Origin of the sequence: Hymenobacter terricola (assembly GCF_017921975.2) — a bacterium.
Lineage (GTDB): Bacteria > Bacteroidota > Bacteroidia > Cytophagales > Hymenobacteraceae > Hymenobacter > Hymenobacter terricola.
The window spans coordinates 26357-44022 of record NZ_JAGEMO020000007.1 but is presented as its reverse complement, the minus strand read 5'-3'; the positions used below and the strand labels follow the sequence as shown (position 1 = coordinate 44022).

Sequence of the window (17666 nt, the reverse complement as noted above, 5' to 3'; positions counted from 1 at the left end):
GCGTATCAGCGTATCTTGTCAAACGCCCCAATGGCCTCCCATTCAAAGAGCGTAGTGAGGGGAATGTTATCGTGATACGCCCGCTCCTGAAGGCGACTGGTCAGCGCGGTATCCTGCATCAATTGCTGCTTGATGCCTTGAATGCGCAGGTTGTCGGCGGCCGTGTACGGATGGTAGGCCTTGTAGACGCTGGCGCTGAAATAGTTGTCGAACGCCGTTAGATTGGGCTCGGTATACAGCACCAGCACCACGTCGCGCCCTTTAAGCTCCACTCGCTTATCGAGCTGATTCACTTGCTTTTGCTCGGGAAGCCCGCCGGCACCCGACCATTGAACTTCGGTGTTGTAGTACCAAAAGTGCGATTCGGGACTGAAAACGGAGGACAGGTAAGCCACGATGCCCCAGGCAAAGCTGTCGCCAACTAACAGCAAATTGGGCTTGCGCTGCCCGGGCTGCAAGGGTGTAAATTCCAGCTTCTGATAAGACATCCGGAAGGCCTCGGGCTCCTTGAACAAGTTCAACACCTTGGCCAGGTCATCGTCGGTGTCGCGGGGAATGTTGCTGACTTCCCGGTTGGTAACGTAGCAGTCCGGAAAGTTGAAGTGGCCGCGTTGGCGCACGTAATCAAACAGGGTATCGACGGCGAGGTCGCGCGCCCACAAGCTCCAGTGAATTCCACCTCGCGGGAACACGGGGTAGGCGCTGGTGTCTCTCCAATGCCGAAATAACGCACTCATATCCAATAAGTTGACGTTGGCCGCCGCGAGCTTTTCGGCGTAAGCCGTGTAGTTGGACCGGGTGTGGGGCGCATTGCGATAGTCGGCCGGCATCATGTCCGAATAGATGTCTGACTTGCCGGGCGCGATGACGAACACCAGCAGCGTGCCATGGCTCGCCAGGGTGTCCTGCACGTCCTTGAAACGCCGGACATTGCGGTCAATTTCCGCCTCGCCCACAAAGTCCCGGCCCAGGTACGAGTCTGCGGCTCGGCCATCAAACATCATATCATCGATGCCCAGAACCGTATTGTTGGCCCTGTCCAACTTGAAAACGCTATAGGCCAGCTGGTTGCGAAGGCGAATCATCCAGGGGCGGAAGCCTATCTGCTCTTCCAGGTATTTATCCAGCGCTGGCTGATACGAGTTGTCGAATACCGTTTCCGGGCTAAAATCGGGCTCGGGGGCTGCCTCGGAGTAGCCGCTCAGGGGCATCAGCTCCACCAGCTGAAACTTGGCTTGGATGGCCGGCAGCAGCAACAGCGCCAACAACAAGGCAAATAATAAGCGCTTGGACCACTTCTGTGCGCCAGGGGTAGAAACACGAGCCGCCATATGCAGACTAAAAACGGAAGTAAATGAACGGATTGAAGCTGCTGCTAAGCACGTAGCTCACACTCAGGATGAGCAATACTGCGGTCGTTATGCTTAGGGCCAGGGCGCGGGGCAGGGTGAGGTGCTCGGCGGCCAGCACGCGCAGCGCGCGGCGCTCCACGGTAGGCAAGGCGGCCAGAAAGGCAAAGCCGGAGGCCAATGTCAGCGTGGTCCAGAACTCGGGGGTGAAATAAGGCAGGCTGCTGGTACCCCCCGCAAACATGCGGCCGGCGTAGGCCAGCGCCCCACCTAGCGTTTCGGACCGGAAAAGCACCCAGCCCACCACCGTGATGAGGAACGTGGGCACGATGCTAAACGACCCCAGCCGCCGGGAAAGCCGCAGCAGAAACAGCCGGTCCAGCACCAGAAACAACCCGTGGAAGGCCCCCCAGGCAATGAAGTTCCAGGCCGCGCCGTGCCAGAAGCCCGAAAGGATAAACACCGTCCAGAGGTTGACGTAGAGGCGGCTAGGCTTCACACGGTTGCCGCCCAGCGGAATGTAGAGGTAGTCGCGCATCCAGCGGCCGAGCGTGATGTGCCAGCGCTGCCAAAACTCGGTGATGGAGCGCGAGATGTAGGGGTTATTGAAGTTTTCGGGAAACTGGAAGCCCATCATCCGGCCCAGGCCGATGGCCATGTCGGAATACCCCGAAAAGTCAAAGTAAATCTGGAAGGTGTAGGCCACCGCACCCAGCCAGGCAAGGGGCGCGGAAAGCGTGGCCGGGTTCATTTTGAAAATCAGGTCGGCCTGCTCGCCCAGCACGTTGGCAATGAGCACCTTTTTGGCCAGGCCAATTCCGAAGCGAAACAGTCCGGCCAGTTTCTGGTCCACGGTGTCGAAGGCGCTGCGGTCGGTGAGCTGGCCCGCGATTTCGTGGAAGCGGACAATGGGCCCGGCAATCATCTTGGGGAAGAGCATGATGTACAGCAGGAAGTCCCAGAACGACTTCAGAGGCTTATTCACGCCGCGGTACACGTCGATGGTGTAGGTGAGCTTCTCAAAGGTGAAGAAGGAGATACCAATGGGCAGCACCACTTTTTCCCAGGTTAGGGCCGGCCCTCCCAAATAGCTGCGCACGGCGCTGGCATTGTCGAGAAAGAAGTTGGCGTATTTGAAGTAGAAGAGCATGCCCACGTTGAGGACGATGCTCAGCAGCAGGAAGACACGTTTGCGGCTGCGTTGGGAAGTCGCATCCATGTAGCGGATGAGGACGAAGTTGACCACGACAGAAGCCAGGAACAGGCCGAGGAAGTGCAGGCCGCCCCAGGCGTAGAATCCCAAGCTGGCCAGCAGAGCCACGGCGTTCTTGAGGCGGGCCGGCACTGCGTAGTAGAGGAGTAAAAAGCTGGGTAGAAAGTAGAAAAGGAAAAGCGTACTGCTGAAAACCATACCGGAAGAAAAAGCTGCCCTCGTTGGCAGCCTCAAAGGTAATGGTCGCCTGCCGTTCCATGAATTGGGTCAACCTGAGCAGCCGGGTTTCCGTTGCAACCGGGACAAGCCGCCAATGCCATGCTTCCCGAAATCGACCTGACCGACTCTGCCAGCGTGCTTGAGGGCGAGCTGTGCACTTTCCCCACGTCCCACGACGGGCCGGCCGTGCTGCTGGCCCGCCACGAAGGCGTAGTGCACGCCTTTGCGGCGCACTGCCCGCACCACGGTGCGCCGCTGGAAAAAGGCAAGCTGGTAGCGGGCCGGATTGTCTGTCCCTGGCACCACGCCTGTTTTCGGGTGCCGGACGGCCGCCTCTGCGAGCCGCCCGCGCTGGATACGCTGCCCGCCTTTGCCGTGCGCGAGGCCAAGGGCCGCATCTGGGTGCAGGTGCCGCTCAACCCGCCCGCCAGTATCGGCGATGCCAATGCCACGCCCACGGCGGAGGTTGGGGGTGCGCCGCCCGCAGTGGCCGTTTCGGCCCCGGCCGATGCGCGCACCTTCGTTATCATCGGCGGCGGGGCGGCCGGCGAGTTTGCGGCCCAGACCCTGCGGCAGGAAGGCTTTGCGGGGCGCCTCGTACTCGTATCGGCCGATGCCGCCGCGCCCTACGACCGTACCAAACTCAGCAAAGCCTTCTTGGCCGGGAAGGCCCAGCCGGCGGCACTGCCGCTGCGGGAACCGGCGTTTTACACGCAGCAAAAAATCGAGCTTCTGACCAATACCTGCGCCACGGGCCTCGATTTGGAAAAGCAGGAAATTCAGCTCGAAAACCGTCCGCCGCTTCACTACGACCAATTGCTGCTGGCCCTCGGAGGGATTCCTAACCAACTGCCCAAGCTGCCCGGGTACGACCTGTCCGGCGTGCTGACCCTGCGCACCCAGGCCGATGCCGTTGCGCTGCTGCAAGCCACTAAAACGGCCCGGCAGGTGGTCGTTATTGGCTCCAGCTTTATTGGGATGGAAGCCGACAGCAGCCTGATTGGTGACGCACGCGCCGTGACCGTGGTAGCCCAGGAAAAGGTGCCTTTTGAGCGAATCCTGGGGCCGGAAATCGGGCATATGTTCCGCGTGATGCACGAAGCAAAAGGCGTCAGGTTTGAAACCGAAGCCGAAGTAACAGCCCTACTCGGGGCAAATGGCCACGTCACGGGGGGGCAGCTGAAATCCGGCCAGACCCTGCCGGCCGAGGCGGTGGTGCTGGGCGTGGGCGTGCGCCCGGCCACCGATTTCCTGCGCGACACTTTCCAACTCGAACAGGACGGCGGACTGCCGGTGGATGCCCACCTGCAAGCGGCGCCCCATGTGTATGCCGCCGGCGATATTGCCCGGTTTCCCGTGGCCGGCACCGGTCAGTCGGCCCGCATCGAGCACTGGCGGCTGGCCCAGCAGCACGGCCAGGCGGTCGCCCGCAACATGCTGGGCCAGAATGCCGCCTTCACCAGTGCTCCCTTCTTCTGGACGCAGCAGTTTGGCAAGAGCCTGCGCTACGCCGGCCACGCCGAGAAGTGGGACGAAATCATTTACCAAGGCGAGGTCGCGAAGCAGGATTTTCTGGCATTCTACGTGCTGGCGGGCGGCATCACGGCCGTGGCCGGCATGGGCCGCGATTCCGCAATACTTTATATCACCGAGCTGCTGGGCCGCAACCAACTGCGGCCCCAGCCGCCCTCGGCCCCGAAACCGACTGGGCCGCACTGGTACAGCAAGCAGCAGGCTCACGGCCGGCCCGATAAAAAAGAAGAACGGCGACCCAATCGGGCCGCCGTTCTTCTTTTTTATCGGGCCAATAACCCGGCTAGTGGCCCCGGCCGTGGCCATTGCCGCCACCGTGGCCGCGGTCATCCTGCCGGCCCTCGCGGTAGCCTTCGCGGTACATTTTCTTGGCCTGGCCGGGCGGCAGGCCGCGCTGGGGACGCACTACTACCGGGCGGGGCCGCACTATCACGGGGCGGGGCTGCACCACTACCACGCGGCGCGGGTACCGGTCGCGGTGGGCACCCACGTACACCCAGGGCTGGCGGCCCCGGTAGTCGAGCACCACGGGGTGGAACTGGTAAGGGTCGTAGCCATCGACTACGGCCAGGGGCACCCATTGGCCGTTGCGATACACGATGTACTGGCGGGCATACAGGTCGTAATAGCCGTCAATTTCGGGGATGTAATAGAACTGGGTGCCTTGCGGCACGGGTGGGCCCCAGGCGGGCCGGCCCACGTTTACGTTCACATTTACCTGAGCCTGGGCCGCCGTGGAAATGGCAAGGACCAGGCCGATGCCCAACGTGAAAGCAAGAAAACGAAGGTGGGATTTCATGATGAAAAAGAAACTAGGATGAGATGATAAGCAACTGCAAAGTAGAGTGCCGGATTTAAGCGGGCACCCAGGGCGGCTGTTTTACGGGCTTAGTGGAGTGGGCAAGGAGGACGAAGTAGCTACTGCCCAGTTGCCCAACTAGAAAGCCCCGCCCGCCGGGCGGGGCTTTCTGCATAGCTGGCGGCGCCTAGCGGCGGCCGCGTTTCACTATCACCACCTTGCGCGGGACTATCTGCTTCCGCACCACCTCTTTCCGCACCACTACCGGGCGGCGGTAGTAGCGGGCGTGGTGGTCGCGGTACTGCGCCCAGGGCTGGCGGCCCCGATAATCGACAACTACCGGGTGAAAAGACGAGGTGCTATACCCGGGCACGGTGGCTACCGGCACCCAGGCCCCGTTGCGCTGCACAATGTAGTGGCGGGCGGCCAGGTCATAATAGCCGTCGATTTCAGGAATGTAGTAGTACTGCGAGCCGGCCGGAGCGGCCGGGCCCCAGGCAGGATGGCCAAGCTGAACGTTGAGGTTTACCTGAGCCTGAGCGACCGTAGGGGTGGCAAGGGCGGCAAAAGCGCCGAAAACAAACGCGAGTAGCAACTGATGAGATTTCATGGCGAAAGAGAAAAAGGGTGGGATTGAAAAGGCTGCCCGGAGTAAACCAAATAGCCTTTCCAACGCAAACCAAGTGCCCAAATGCCCCTGAATTCCTAAAACAAACCGATTCTCCAGACTAACCCGCGAACTATCCCGACCAGCTCTGCCAAACGGCAGGCTCGGTTCTTGGGCGGAGGAACTACTAATTAGGGCACGCTGGAGCGTGCTAATCGCTAATGCTGTACGAGGGGCTAGTGCTTGTTTTTGCCGTGGCCCTTGCCTTTGCCGTGGTCATCGTCATGATGCTCGTCGCGGTCGCCGCCTTCGCGGTGGTCGTCGTGGTCGTTGCGGTACATTTTTTTGGCTTGGCCGGGAGGAATGCCATGGGGGTTGCCGTGGCCCTTGTAGGTCCAGGGCGAATCGCCGCGGTATTCAATGTATTGCGGGTGGAAATAGGAGGGGTTGTAGCCGTCAATGCGCTCCATCCGGGTCCATTTGCCGTTGCGCTGCACCAGGTAGCGACGGGCCGGCACGTCGTAGTAGCCGTTGATTTCGGGCACGTAGTAATACTGCGCATTGGCCGGAGCGCCCACTACCATGGGCGGGGCCGTGTTGATGTTGACATTAATCTGGGCCTGGGCCGCCGGTGCCGCAACAAGCGAGGCGCCCCCGAGCACCAGGGCGCAGAGCAGGGTGGGAAACAGTTTCATGATGAAGAAATTTAGAGTGAAAACAAAACACCCGGCTCTGCGCAAGCAGGGCCGGGTGCCGTATACTAGGTTTGATTCAAACGGGTTGGCTGGTTTCACCGAGCCGATTTAACCTCGGCCGTGGCCGCCATGGTTTCCGCCGCCGCCGCCGTGGTTTTCGCCGCCGTTACCGCGCCCGCCGCCCTCGTTCCCGCGCCCGCCGCCGACGCCGCCACCCTGCTGCCCGCCACCATTGCCACCGCCCGGCTGGCCCTGGCCACCGCCGAAGCCGCCGTGGTTGCCCTGGCTGCCGCCCTGCTGGGGCTGGGGCTGCTGCGGCATTGGGGTGCCGCGGGGCGTGTTGTAGCCGCCACCGGGGCTTTGGGTGTGGTTGTCGCGGTCGCCGCCGTGGTTTTCATAGCCGTGGCCGTTGGAATAGCCGCCACGGTTGTCGCGGTCCCGGTCGCCGTAGCCGCGGCCGTTGGAGTAGCCGCCGCGGTTGTCGTAGCCGTAGCCATAGCCGGGGCGGCCGTACCCGCCATTATAGTAGCCGCTGCGGCTGGGGCCATATGCCCGGTAGGGCTGGTAGGCGTAGCGCTGGCGGTAGTAGCTCACCTGCAGCCAGGGCTGGGCGCCGCGGTAGTTCACGATGACCGGGTGGAACTGGTAGGGGTCGTAGCCGTAGAGCTGCGGCAGGGGCACCCAGTAGCCATCCTGGTACACAATGTATTGCTGCGTGTAGAGGTCGTAGTAGCCGTCAATTTCAGGGATGTAGTAATACTGGGTACCGTAGGGAACCTGAGGCCCCCAGGCCGGTGCGCCGATATTAATATTCACCCCCACCTGGGCCTGAGCGGCCGGAGCGGCCAGCAGGGCAAACGCACCCAGCAGGGCCGCGCCAATAAGTTTTGCGAGGGGTTTCATGATAAGAAACTGATAAAAATGATGGTAACACCCTAAACGGTGCTGCCTGCCCAATAGATGCAAGGCTGGTGCCAAGATGACCGAAAATCGACCATCGGACCGAAAACAATCGTCCAGATGCCCGGAATCAACGCTGGGTTATTTTCCGTCCGAAAGCCGGGGACAAAAGCGGTCGGTTTCTGGTTATACCCCGACGCCCTGCCAGCGGCGGCGCCGGCTAATGCGGCTGGCAAAAAAGCTGGTTTTGTTAGCCTTCGGGCCCCCTTCTTCGTACCTTTACGCACTTATTCGCTGCGTTTCTGAATGGCCAAAAAATCCACTGCTACCCCGGCTGTTAAAGCCCCAAAAGCTCCCAAAACCACGGCCACTACGCTGAAAAAACAGCTGGCCGGCACCCTCACCGAACCGGCCGCTGCGGCCGCTAGCCAACCCAATCCGGATAGCGCAGCTGTGGCCCTTCGGCACCAGACGCCCGAAACGCTGCCGCCCACCGCGCTCAATGGCGCCGCCCATACCTCGCAACACCTGGAGGCGCAATACATCGAGGTGTACGGCGCCCGCGAGCACAACCTGAAAAACGTGAGCGTGAAAATTCCGCGCAACCGGCTGGTGGTATTCACGGGCATCTCGGGCTCGGGCAAGTCGAGCCTGGCCTTCGACACCATCTATGCCGAGGGGCAGCGGCGGTACATGGAGACGTTTTCGGCCTACGCCCGCTCGTTCATGGGCGGGCTGGAGCGGCCCGACGTGGACAAGATTGAGGGCCTGTCGCCGGTTATCAGCATCGAGCAGAAGACTACCTCGCGCAACCCGCGCTCCACGGTGGGCACCATCACCGAGATTTACGATTTCCTGCGTCTGCTCTACGCCCGCACGGCCGAAGCCTTCAGCTATGCCACGGGCAAGAAGATGATTCGGCAGAGCGACGACCAGATTATCAACTACATCCTCAAGCACTTCGACGGCAAGAAGCTGGTGGTGCTGGCCCCCGTGGTGAAGGGCCGCAAAGGCCACTACCGCGAAGATTTCCAGAAGATTGCCAAGCTGGGCTTCACCAAAGTGCGCGTCGATGGCGAAATCCTCGACATTACGGCCAAGATGCAGGTGGACCGCTACAAAATCCACGACATCGAAATCGTGATTGACCGGCTGCTGGTGAATGAGGAAGACCGGTTCCGCCTCAGCGGCTCGGTGCAGAATGCGCTGATGCATGGCAAAGGCACCATGCTGGTGCTCGACCCCGACGCCAAAAAGGCCCAGCCGCAGTTCTTCTCGCGCTTTCTGATGGACCCCACCACCGGCATTGCCTACGACGACCCGGCGCCGAATACGTTCAGCTTCAACTCGCCCTACGGCGCCTGCCCGACGTGTAATGGCCTGGGCGAGGTGCAGGAAATCACGGAAGAAGCGGTATTGCCCGACCGCAAGCTGAGCATCAGCCGGGGCGGCATCGCGCCGCTGGGCGAGTACCGCGACATCTGGATTTTCCAGCAGCTCCAGCTCATTCTCAAAAAGAACAAAGCCACGCTGAACACGCCGCTCGACAAGCTGCCCGAGGAATTGCTCAAGCGCCTGCTCCACGGCATCTCGGAAGACGAGGCCGATAGCGGCAAGGGCCTGTACAACGAGGTGTTCGAAGGAATTATCCCGTTCCTGCGCCGGCAGATGGATTCGGAGTCGGATAACATTCGGGAGTGGATTGCCCAATATGCGCAGGCCCAGCCCTGCCCGGAGTGCCACGGCTACCGCCTCAAAAAGGAAAGCCTGCACTTCAAGATGGACGGCAAGCACATCGGTGAGCTGTCGGTAATGGATTTGAACGACCTCGCCGACTGGTTTGAGGGCCTGGAAAGCCGCCTGACGGACCGCCAGAACGTGATTGCCCGGGAATTGCTGAAGGAAATCCGCAAGCGTATCGGCTTCCTGCTCGAAGTGGGCCTCGATTACCTGAACCTGCACCGCCCGGTGCGCACCCTGAGCGGCGGCGAAAGCCAGCGCATCCGCCTCGCCACCCAGATTGGTACCCAGCTGGTGGGCGTGCTCTACATCATGGACGAGCCGAGTATTGGCCTGCATCAGCGGGATAACGAGCGGCTCATCAAGGCTTTGCAGCACCTGCGCGACATCGGCAATTCGGTGATTGTGGTGGAGCACGACAAGGACATGATTCTGCACGCCGACCATGTCCTCGATATTGGCCCCGGCGCGGGCATCCACGGCGGCCACATCGTGGCCTCGGGCACGCCCAGGGAGATTCTGAATTCCGGCTCGCTCACCTCGCAGTACCTCAGCGGGCAGAAGCACATCGAGATGCAGCGCAAAAAGCGCAAGGGCGAAGGCACCGAGCTGGTGCTAAAGGGCGCTAAGGGCAACAACCTCAAAAACGTGACCCTGAAGGTGCCGCTGGGCAAGCTGGTGGCCGTGACGGGCGTGTCGGGCTCAGGCAAGTCCACGCTCATTCACGACACGCTGTACCCCATTCTGAACCAGTATTTCTTCAACGCCAAGCGGGAGCCGCTGGCTTACGGCAGCATCGAAGGACTGGATTTGGTGGACAAGGTGATTGAGGTCGACCAGTCGCCCATCGGGCGCACACCGCGCTCCAATCCAGCCACTTATACCGGCGTATTTACCGAAATCCGGCAGTTGTTTGGCGAGATGGCGGAGGCGAAAATCCGCGGCTACGGCCCCGGCCGCTTCTCCTTCAACGTGAAGGGCGGGCGATGCGAAACCTGCGAGGGCGCCGGCATTCGCACCATCGAAATGAACTTCCTGCCCGACGTGCACGTGCCCTGCGAAACCTGCAAAGGCCGCCGCTACAACCGCGAAACGCTGGAGGTCCGCTTCAAAGGCAAGTCCATCACCGACGTGCTGGACATGACCGTGGAGAAGGCCGTGGAATTCTTCGAATACCAGCCCCGCATCCTGCGCAAAATCAAGACGCTCAACGATGTGGGCCTCGGCTACCTCACGCTGGGCCAGCAGGCCACCACGCTATCCGGCGGCGAAGCCCAGCGCGTGAAGCTCGCCACCGAACTCAGTAAAAAGGACACCGGCAAGACGTTCTACATCCTCGACGAGCCCACCACCGGCCTGCACTTCGAGGATATTAATCACCTCGCCGACGTGCTCCAGAAACTGGCCGACAAGGGCAACACCGTCCTCATCATCGAGCACAACCTCGACCTGATTAAGGTGGCCGACCACGTCATTGATATCGGCCCCGAGGGCGGCGCGGCGGGCGGCATGATTGTGGCCCAGGGCACGCCCGAGCAGGTGGCCAAATCCGGCAAGGGCCACACCGCCCGCTTCCTGGCCGAGGAATTAAAAATCAGTAAGTACGCGACGGCTTAAGTGCTTTCGACGGCCTCAGGCGCTGGAGCGGGCTGGTTATAGGCCTGCTCCAGCCGCCGGTGCCGCTTGCCGAAGTAGAGGCTGAGCAGCGGGAAGATGACGCCGGGCAGCAGGCGCAGCACCCACGGATGCACGAAAAACGCCAGCCCGATGCTGAGCCCAAACACCAGCGGCGTCATCATGGGCCGCACCAGGTCGAGGTCGGGGTGGTGGCGCTCGTGCTCGGCTACCAGGCCCGCCGTCGGGTTCCGCAAATGCATTTGAATGCGGGCCTGCAGCAGCCCCGTGGCAATAATGTTGACGCTGTAGAGGACCCAGGGCGTGGCCAGCATCCCATACTCGCTTTGGTAGGCCGTGGTGAAAGGCATGAGCACGATGCTCAGCAGGAAGGCCAGGTTCAGCCAGATTAGCTTGCCATCCAGGTGCCGCACGAAGCGGAAAATGCGGTGGTGCGCCGTCCAGTAGATGGCAATAATGCCGAAGCTGATGAGGAAGCCGATGAACTTGGGAATCAGCCGCAACAGGCCGTTTATGGCCTCCTGCTCGGTGCGGTGCTCTAGCTCGGGCACCTTCAGTTCAATTACCAGCAACGTGATGGCAATGGCAAACACCGCATCAGTAAACAGGATAACGCGTTCCAGCTGAAACGCTTCGCGGTTGTGCTGGGCTTTTTCGTTGCCGTCCATAATAGGGCTGCCAGCCTAAAGACCAGCGCTGCAATATAGCATTTCATCCGAATGCAAAAGGCCGCCCTGGTTTCTCAGGACGGCCTTTTGCAACCAGATAATCCGTCGTTAACGCGGCTACATTTTCATGCCGCTGTCTTTCTGCGCCATGCCGAGGTGCTGCTGCACCACGGGCAGCGTCTTGCCGATAAACGCCTTCAGGTCGGCATCCTTGGTCATTTTTTCGTGGGCCATCATCGTGTTGGCCGTTTTCTGGTGGTCGGCTACCATTTGGGCCAGGTACTTCTGCTCGAAGTCTTTGCCCGAGAGCTTTTCCATGGCGGGCTTCATGGCTTTGTGGTCGGCGTCCATGTCGGTCGGCAGCGTCACGCCTTTCCTGGCGGCAATCATCTTCAGGTCCGCCGTCGACTTGGTGTGGTCAGCAATCATCTTGTTGGCCATGTCTTTGGCCATGCCGGTCACGCCCTTGGCCAGTGCCATTTTGCTTTGCTGAATCTCGTTCTGGTCGCTGTGCGCCGCCGATTCCATGAATTGCTTGTCGGTGGCGTGCGGGGCAGTGGGGCCGTTGGCGTCGCCCATGGCGGTACCGCTGCTGGCCGGGCCGCTGCTATCGCCCGACATGGCTGTCGCCGCCGTGTCGGCGCTGGCGCCGGGGGTATTGGCCATGTTGCTGTCTGTTCCGCTGGCGGCCGTGCCCGATTTGCTGGCATCGTTGCAGGAAGCTAAGGCGAGCAGGCCCGTAGCCAGTAAGGGAAGAAAGGAGCGTTTCATTGGCTTGGAAAGGATTTGGTGAGGGAAAGTGGGGCAGGCGTCGGGTTGCGGGTTAGCCAAGCGCCGGATGGAGGTGATGCTGCTAGTACGCAAGGGTAAGGGCTTGATGTTGCATGTCTTGCATTATTTCGCGCCTAAGCAGAACGGTTGATTATCAGTAAGCTGGACGGTTAATTTATCTAAAAAAATGGCCTGCACCAGAAGGAGCAGGCCATTCGCATCAGCTACCACCGGGCCGCAGTTTTTTATTTCGCGGCATCGACCGCCGGCTGCATTTTGGTCACCATGTCGAGGTGCATTTTCAGCATCGGGACGGTTTTAGCGGCAAACGCTTTGATGTCGGGGTCGGTGGCATTGATGGATGCGTCGGTGTACTCCTTCACGTCTTCCTGGTGGTCCTTCAGCATCTCCTTCATGTACTCCTGGTCCATCTTCACGCCTTTTTCCTTGGTCACGTCCTTCAGCACTTTGGCGTGCTCATCGCCGAGGGTGGTGGGAAGGGTGATGTTCTTTTTGGTGGCCAGGGCCATCAGCTCGGCATTGCCCTTGGTGTGGTCCGAAATCATTTGCTGGGCATATTTTTTGGCATTGGGCGTCACGGCACGGGCGGCCACCTGCTTGCCCATCTCTACTTCGAGCATGCCGCCACTGGCCGCTTTGGTCATGAACTCCGAGTCGTATTTCAGGCCTTTGTCCTCGATTTTGCCCGTATCGGTTTTGGTCGTGGCGCTGTCGGCTTTTACTTCGTTGGTTTCCTGGGCTTGTTTCACCGAGTCGTTGGAGTTACAGCTCACGCCGGCGGTCAACAGAGCGACGGCGGCAGCCAGTATTACAAATGAGCGTTTCATGGGGAAGGGAAATTGTGTGAAAAGGAAAAAATAAGGATTACAGAAAGTCGCGGTTCCGTAGGTCTAGGGCAGCTTATCGGCCACGTCGGCCGCATCTTTCGCGGCGTCCAGCTGGTCCTGCACGGGGCTGTGGTACTTGGCCGCAAAGCCGCGAATGTCGCCGTCGTAGGCGTCGTCTTTCATGTCGTCGAAGGCATCTTCGTCCTGCTTCTGGGCTTTAACGAGCAGCGCCGTGGCGTGTTTGTCCAGCTGCGAGCCCGTCTGGGCACTCACTTCGTGGTAAGCCGCCTGCTCGTCCTCGCCGAGGGCGGGCGGCACGGCCAGCTTCTTGGTCTCAGCCAGCGCCCGCAGGGCCGCCAGCAGCTCGAGGCGATTTTGCACCAGGTGCTCGGCGTAGGTGCGCACGGCCGGAGCGGTAGCGCGGGCCTGTGCCAGCTTGCCCAGTTCCACTTCGAGCAGCATGTTGCTGGTGGCTTTCACCAGAAATTTGGCGTCGGCTTCCTGCTTCTTTGTTACGTCGGCGGCGTCAATCTTGTGCTCATTTTGGGCGTTGGCCGCGTCCGTGGCATCGGAGCTGCCGCCGCCCGGCGATGAGCAGGCGGCCAGCAGCGGCAGCGCCAGTACCAGAAATAGCTGCCGCGAAGGCAACAGAAAATGTAGCGAACCGCGCATGGCAAGACGGATTAATGAGTGGCCCAACGGCCTAATTGGCAAGCTATACGACTGCTCCGCAACTGGGTTCTTGCGCGGCCGCCGCAAGTTTTTTCACAGCCGCTTTAAACCTGCGTGGCCCGCCTGCTTCCAACCGGCCACAAACGCAGTTCACCATCTTATTTCGATACTTTTTTCACCTCTTCTCATGCGTACCCGTTCCTTCCGTTCCCTGGCTTTTGCCTGCCTCGCCAGCGGCCTGTTGCTCACCACCGGCTGCAAGCGCGACGCCGACCAAGTGGTTACTTCCGATGATGTAGTATCCGCCGAGGACACCGGCAACAGCGAGGAAGAAACCGCCCTGAGCAGCGACCTGATAACGGCCGCCGTCCCCACCGACGAAACCGTGACCGGCAGCCCTGCCGCCGCCGGTGCCGCCGACCTGGCCCGCCTGGTGGGCACTTGCGCCACCCGCACCTACGTTGCCGATACCCGCACGCTCACCATCGACTTCGGCCCCACCAACTGCCTCTGCCCCGATGGCCGCTACCGCCGTGGCAAAATCGTCATCGTTTTCACCGGCAATGATTTGCACCGCCACTCCGGTGCCACCGTCACCCGCGAAAACTACTTCGTGAACGACAACCAGCACACCGCCACCCGCATTTTCACCGACCTCAGCGGCGGCTCCTTCAGCGTGGATGTGCCCAGCGCCAGCATCATTTTCGCCAACAACGGCGGCACCCACTCCTGGACGGCCCACCGCGTGTTTACCCGCACCGCCGGCTACGCCACGCCCCAGATTTCGGACGATGAATACAGCATCACCGGCTCGGCCACGGGTACCAACCGCAGAGGCATCAGCTACACCGCCAACATCGTGCAGCCGCTCATCAAGCACTTTACCGTGGGCTGCTTCCGCCACTTCGTATCGGGCACCGTCAACATCGCCAACTCCAAAGGCAACACCCTGCTGCTGAACTATGACCCCGCCGGCACCGGCGCCTGCGACAACATCGCCTCGGTCACCATCAACGGCACCCGCACCCGCACCATCATCCTGCACTAAACAGCCGGGCATTTGCCCTGCCCAGTGCCTGGTAGTAAAAGAGCCGCCCCTGCCAGGGCGGCTCTTTTTTGTTTAAGTCCTAAACAACGCGGTACGCTGCCAGCATCAGAGGGGCGGACCCACTGGGGCTGGCAACGTGCATTTCGCCGCAAATCTTGTGGTTATTGGCCCTTGAAAACCGGCTTACGCTTCTCGCTGAAGGCCTTCACGCCCTCGTAATAATCTTCCGACTCGCCGGCAATCTGCTGGCAATGCGCTTCGTAGTCCAGCATCTCATCCAGCGTAGCCGCGCCGGCCTTATTCAGCATCTGCTTGATGAGGCCGATGGATTTGGTAGGGGCCGAGGCGTAGCGAGCGGCCAGCGCGTAGGTGGCTTCGTCAAGCTGCTCGGGCGTGACTACCTGGTTCACCAAGCCCAGGCGCAGGGCCTCTTCGGCCGGCACTTTGGTGCCCAGGCTGCACAATTCGAATGCCTTGAGCGTGCCCACCAGCCGGGGCAAAAACCACGACGAGCCTGAATCCGGCACCAGCCCGATGTTGATAAATACCTCAATCAGCGAAGCTTCGGTGCTGGCAATCAGCGCGTCGCAGGCCAGAGCCAGCGAGCAGCCCGCGCCCGCCGCCACGCCATTAATCCGGCCAATAATGGGCTTGGGCAGCCCCCGCATGGCCCGGATGATGGGATTGTACCGCTTATGCAGCGAATCGTAGAACGAGCGTTTCTCCTCGCCCTGCGCCGCCTTCAAATCCTGGCCCGAGCAAAAGGCCCGGCCCGCGCCCGTGAGCACCACCGCCCGCACGGCCACATCGCGCGCCACCTGCTTCAGGGCATCCTGCAGCTCATAGCTCAGCGGGTCGTTGAAGGCGTTGAACACGTCCGGACGGTTCAGGGTGATGGTGGCCACGCCGTCGGGGCGCACGTCGTAAAGCAGGCTGGTGTATTCCAATGGGTGAATGAGTGAGTGGGCGAATGGGTGAATGCAAAGAACGACACTACATGTTTCTCATTCGCTCATTGCAAAAAGCGCCTCTGCCACCAGCAAATCCTCCGGAGTCGTAATCTTCAGGTTGCGGTAGTCGCCTTCCACCAGCTGCACGCGGCACAAGTCGTCCACCACGGTTGCGTCGTCGGTGAACGAGTCCAGCTCCGGCATGGCATAGGCGCGGCGCAGCAGGTCAATCTCAAACGTCTGGGGCGTCTGCATCAGGCGCAGGCGGCTCCGGTTCTGGGCCGCCGAGCCATGCTGCGATACCAGCCGCACCGAATCCTTGGGCATGACGGCCGCCGCCGCCGCCGCGTGCGTCGCCGCCGCCACGTACGTGCGCTCCACCACCAGGCGCGGCACCAGCGGCCGCACGCCATCGTGCACCGCTACGAGGCCTTCCGGGTACTCGCTCAGTGCGGCCAGCCCGGCTTTCACCGAAGCCCAGCGTGTGGCCCCACCCGCTACCAGGCGGTGCGGAATGCTGACCTGGAACTGCGCGCACAACTGTTGCCAGGTGATAATCTGGTCGGCTGGCAGCACCACCATGATTTCAGCCACGCCCAAAGCCGGCTCGGCGAAACGGCGTAGCGTGTGCAGCAGCACGGGCTCGCCGCGCAGCAGCAGGAACTGCTTGGGCCGGTCGGCGGCCATGCGGGAGCCACTGCCACCAGCCACCAGAATGGCGAACCGTTTGGGAACCTGGGGACTTCGGGACTTGGGGGCCTGGTTCGGCAGGTGAGGCTCTTGGGGACTTGGGGACTTGGGTTTCATCGGCGCGAAGTTCACAAAAAAAGCGCGCCGCCTGCTCAATTGAGCAAGCGGCGCACAAAAGCAACCGAAGATAGAGTGGGGTGGGGGAGTAGAACCAAAACTCCCAATCCCAACTGACTACAGAATCAGCATGGCGTCGCCGTAGCTGAAGAACTTGTATTTCTCAGCAATGGCTTCCTTGTAAGCCGTCATTAGCAGGGGGTAGCCGGCGAAGGCAGCCGCCAGCATGATGAGCGTGCTTTCCGGCATGTGGAAGTTGGTTAGCAGGCAGTTGGCGATTTTGAAATCGTGGGGCGGGAAGATGAACCGGTCAATCCAACCCTGAGTAGGCTTCATGCGGGCATTGGCCGACACCGACGCCTCCATGGCGCGGATGGTGGTGGTGCCCACGGCGCACACGCGCTTCTTTTGGTCGAGCGCCTTGTTCACAATTTCGCAGGCCGGGGCCGTCACGATGAAGTTCTCGGAGTCCATCTTGTGCTTGGTCAGGTCCTCCACGTCCACCGTGCGGAAGGTGCCCAGGCCCACGTGCAGCGTCACATACGCCGGCTCGATGCCTTTGATTTCCATGCGCTTCATCACCTCGCGGGTGAAGTGCAGGCCGGCCGACGGGGCTGCCACCGCACCAATGTGCTCAGCATAAATCGTCTGGTAGCGCTCCTTATCGGCCGGCTCGGTTTCGCGGTTGATAACTTCTTTCGGCAGCGGGGTTTCGCCCAGCTCGTACAGGGCCTTGCGGAACTCCTCGTCGGTGCCATCAAACAGGAATTTGATGGTGCGGCCGCGCGAAGTGGTGTTGTCGATAACCTCGGCCACCATGTCAGACTCGCCGAAATACAGCTTGTTGCCAACCCGGATTTTGCGGGCGGGGTCTACCAGCACATCCCACAGGCGCAGCTCCTTGTTGAGCTCGCGAAGCAGGAACACTTCAATTTTGGCACCCGTCTTTTCCTTGTTGCCGTACAGCCGGGCCGGAAAAACTTTGGTGTCGTTGAGGACCAGCACATCGCCTTCAACAAAATAATCAAGAATATCTTTGAAGCTGCGGTGCTCAATCTGGCCGGTGGAGCGGTGCACCACCATCAGGCGGCTTTCGTCGCGGTTGCGGGCCGGGTGCAATGCCACCAGCTCCTCGGGGAGTTCGAACTTGAACTCGTGCAATTTCATCGCCATAAGGGCAGTATTTTGGGGAAGATACGGAAATTTGGGGAT

Annotated in this window: 15 protein-coding genes and 1 pseudogene; 3 read left to right on the top strand and 13 right to left on the bottom strand. The window is 60.9% G+C overall.

Annotated elements, in window-relative coordinates:
- Positions 1-5: 5 nt before the first annotated feature.
- Positions 6-1268, bottom strand: a complete 1263-nt coding sequence (locus J4G38_RS06940; protein WP_210513899.1) for an alginate O-acetyltransferase AlgX-related protein — start codon at positions 1266-1268, stop codon at positions 6-8.
- 70 nt (positions 1269-1338) lie between these two features.
- Positions 1339-2694 (bottom strand): MBOAT family O-acyltransferase, encoded by a 1356-nt coding sequence (locus tag J4G38_RS06935; RefSeq protein WP_210513900.1) that lies wholly within the window; start codon positions 2692-2694, stop codon positions 1339-1341.
- Positions 2695-2880: 186 nt separating this feature from the next.
- On the opposite strand from J4G38_RS06935, the pseudogene J4G38_RS29140 reads away from it, so the two are divergent.
- Positions 2881-4392: pseudogene (locus J4G38_RS29140) on the top strand (FAD-dependent oxidoreductase); the annotation flags it as partial.
- A 205-nt stretch (positions 4393-4597) separates the two neighbouring features.
- Here the strand turns inward: J4G38_RS29140 and J4G38_RS06925 are convergent.
- The 4 genes from J4G38_RS06925 to J4G38_RS06910 all read right to left on the bottom strand — a co-directional run bounded on the left by J4G38_RS06925 (position 4598) and on the right by J4G38_RS06910 (position 7318).
- Positions 4598-5113, bottom strand: a complete 516-nt coding sequence (locus J4G38_RS06925) for a hypothetical protein (RefSeq protein WP_226163290.1) — start codon at positions 5111-5113, stop codon at positions 4598-4600.
- Positions 5114-5300: 187 nt separating this feature from the next.
- Complete coding sequence (locus tag J4G38_RS06920; RefSeq protein ID WP_210513902.1) at positions 5301-5723, bottom strand: hypothetical protein; 423 nt, start codon at positions 5721-5723, stop codon at positions 5301-5303.
- A gap of 233 nt (positions 5724-5956) precedes the next feature.
- A complete protein-coding gene (locus J4G38_RS06915; protein WP_210513903.1) occupies positions 5957-6415 on the bottom strand; it encodes a hypothetical protein in 459 nt (152 codons plus the stop codon).
- A 108-nt stretch (positions 6416-6523) separates the two neighbouring features.
- Positions 6524-7318: a hypothetical protein gene (locus J4G38_RS06910; RefSeq protein ID WP_210513904.1), complete on the bottom strand. Its 795-nt coding sequence runs from the start codon at positions 7316-7318 to the stop codon at positions 6524-6526.
- Between the two features lie 303 nt (positions 7319-7621).
- On the opposite strand from J4G38_RS06910, the gene uvrA reads away from it, so the two are divergent.
- Positions 7622-10672 carry an excinuclease ABC subunit UvrA gene (gene uvrA, locus J4G38_RS06905; RefSeq protein WP_226163237.1) on the top strand — a complete coding sequence of 1017 codons (3051 nt, stop codon included), beginning with the start codon at positions 7622-7624 and terminating at the stop codon, positions 10670-10672.
- Here uvrA and J4G38_RS06900 read toward each other — a convergent pair.
- The 4 genes from J4G38_RS06900 to J4G38_RS06885 all read right to left on the bottom strand — a co-directional run bounded on the left by J4G38_RS06900 (position 10669) and on the right by J4G38_RS06885 (position 13649).
- Positions 10669-11358 carry a TMEM175 family protein gene (locus tag J4G38_RS06900; RefSeq protein WP_210513905.1) on the bottom strand — a complete coding sequence of 230 codons (690 nt, stop codon included), beginning with the start codon at positions 11356-11358 and terminating at the stop codon, positions 10669-10671. The two genes, uvrA and J4G38_RS06900, sit on opposite strands and share 4 nt — an antisense overlap.
- A gap of 117 nt (positions 11359-11475) precedes the next feature.
- Positions 11476-12129: a DUF4142 domain-containing protein gene (locus J4G38_RS06895; protein WP_210513906.1), complete on the bottom strand. Its 654-nt coding sequence runs from the start codon at positions 12127-12129 to the stop codon at positions 11476-11478.
- Positions 12130-12374: 245 nt separating this feature from the next.
- Positions 12375-12977 (bottom strand): DUF4142 domain-containing protein, encoded by a 603-nt coding sequence (locus J4G38_RS06890; RefSeq protein ID WP_210513907.1) that lies wholly within the window; start codon positions 12975-12977, stop codon positions 12375-12377.
- 63 nt (positions 12978-13040) lie between these two features.
- Positions 13041-13649, bottom strand: a complete 609-nt coding sequence (locus tag J4G38_RS06885) for a DUF4142 domain-containing protein (RefSeq protein WP_210513908.1) — start codon at positions 13647-13649, stop codon at positions 13041-13043.
- A 187-nt stretch (positions 13650-13836) separates the two neighbouring features.
- Here J4G38_RS06885 and J4G38_RS06880 point away from each other — a divergent pair, with 187 nt between their 5' ends.
- On the top strand, positions 13837-14697 hold the full coding sequence (locus J4G38_RS06880; RefSeq protein ID WP_210513909.1) for a hypothetical protein: 861 nt from the start codon (positions 13837-13839) through the stop codon (positions 14695-14697).
- Between the two features lie 161 nt (positions 14698-14858).
- Here J4G38_RS06880 and J4G38_RS06875 read toward each other — a convergent pair whose 3' ends face one another.
- The 3 genes from J4G38_RS06875 to queA all read right to left on the bottom strand — a co-directional run bounded on the left by J4G38_RS06875 (position 14859) and on the right by queA (position 17621).
- Positions 14859-15644 carry an enoyl-CoA hydratase-related protein gene (locus J4G38_RS06875; protein ID WP_210513910.1) on the bottom strand — a complete coding sequence of 262 codons (786 nt, stop codon included), beginning with the start codon at positions 15642-15644 and terminating at the stop codon, positions 14859-14861.
- Between the two features lie 57 nt (positions 15645-15701).
- The gene (locus tag J4G38_RS06870; RefSeq protein WP_210513911.1) at positions 15702-16454 is read right to left on the bottom strand and encodes a 2-C-methyl-D-erythritol 4-phosphate cytidylyltransferase; all 753 of its coding nucleotides are present in this window, start codon (positions 16452-16454) and stop codon (positions 15702-15704) included.
- Positions 16455-16571: 117 nt separating this feature from the next.
- The gene (gene queA / locus J4G38_RS06865) at positions 16572-17621 is read right to left on the bottom strand and encodes a tRNA preQ1(34) S-adenosylmethionine ribosyltransferase-isomerase QueA (RefSeq protein WP_210514090.1); all 1050 of its coding nucleotides are present in this window, start codon (positions 17619-17621) and stop codon (positions 16572-16574) included.
- Positions 17622-17666: the final 45 nt, after the last annotated feature.

Coding starts and splice junctions, on each gene's coding strand:
- J4G38_RS06895 (WP_210513906.1), bottom strand. CDS start 12,129: ATGAAACGCTCCTTTCTTCCCTTACTGGCTACGGGCCTGCTCGCCTTA.
- J4G38_RS06900 (WP_210513905.1), bottom strand. CDS start 11,358: ATGGACGGCAACGAAAAAGCCCAGCACAACCGCGAAGCGTTTCAGCTG.
- J4G38_RS06910 (WP_210513904.1), bottom strand. CDS start 7,318: ATGAAACCCCTCGCAAAACTTATTGGCGCGGCCCTGCTGGGTGCGTTT.
- J4G38_RS06925 (WP_226163290.1), bottom strand. CDS start 5,113: ATGAAATCCCACCTTCGTTTTCTTGCTTTCACGTTGGGCATCGGCCTG.
- J4G38_RS06885 (WP_210513908.1), bottom strand. CDS start 13,649: ATGCGCGGTTCGCTACATTTTCTGTTGCCTTCGCGGCAGCTATTTCTG.
- uvrA (WP_226163237.1), top strand. CDS start 7,622: ATGGCCAAAAAATCCACTGCTACCCCGGCTGTTAAAGCCCCAAAAGCT.
- queA (WP_210514090.1), bottom strand. CDS start 17,621: ATGAAATTGCACGAGTTCAAGTTCGAACTCCCCGAGGAGCTGGTGGCA.
- J4G38_RS06920 (WP_210513902.1), bottom strand. CDS start 5,723: ATGAAATCTCATCAGTTGCTACTCGCGTTTGTTTTCGGCGCTTTTGCC.
- J4G38_RS06880 (WP_210513909.1), top strand. CDS start 13,837: ATGCGTACCCGTTCCTTCCGTTCCCTGGCTTTTGCCTGCCTCGCCAGC.
- J4G38_RS06870 (WP_210513911.1), bottom strand. CDS start 16,454: ATGAAACCCAAGTCCCCAAGTCCCCAAGAGCCTCACCTGCCGAACCAG.
- J4G38_RS06915 (WP_210513903.1), bottom strand. CDS start 6,415: ATGAAACTGTTTCCCACCCTGCTCTGCGCCCTGGTGCTCGGGGGCGCC.
- J4G38_RS06890 (WP_210513907.1), bottom strand. CDS start 12,977: ATGAAACGCTCATTTGTAATACTGGCTGCCGCCGTCGCTCTGTTGACC.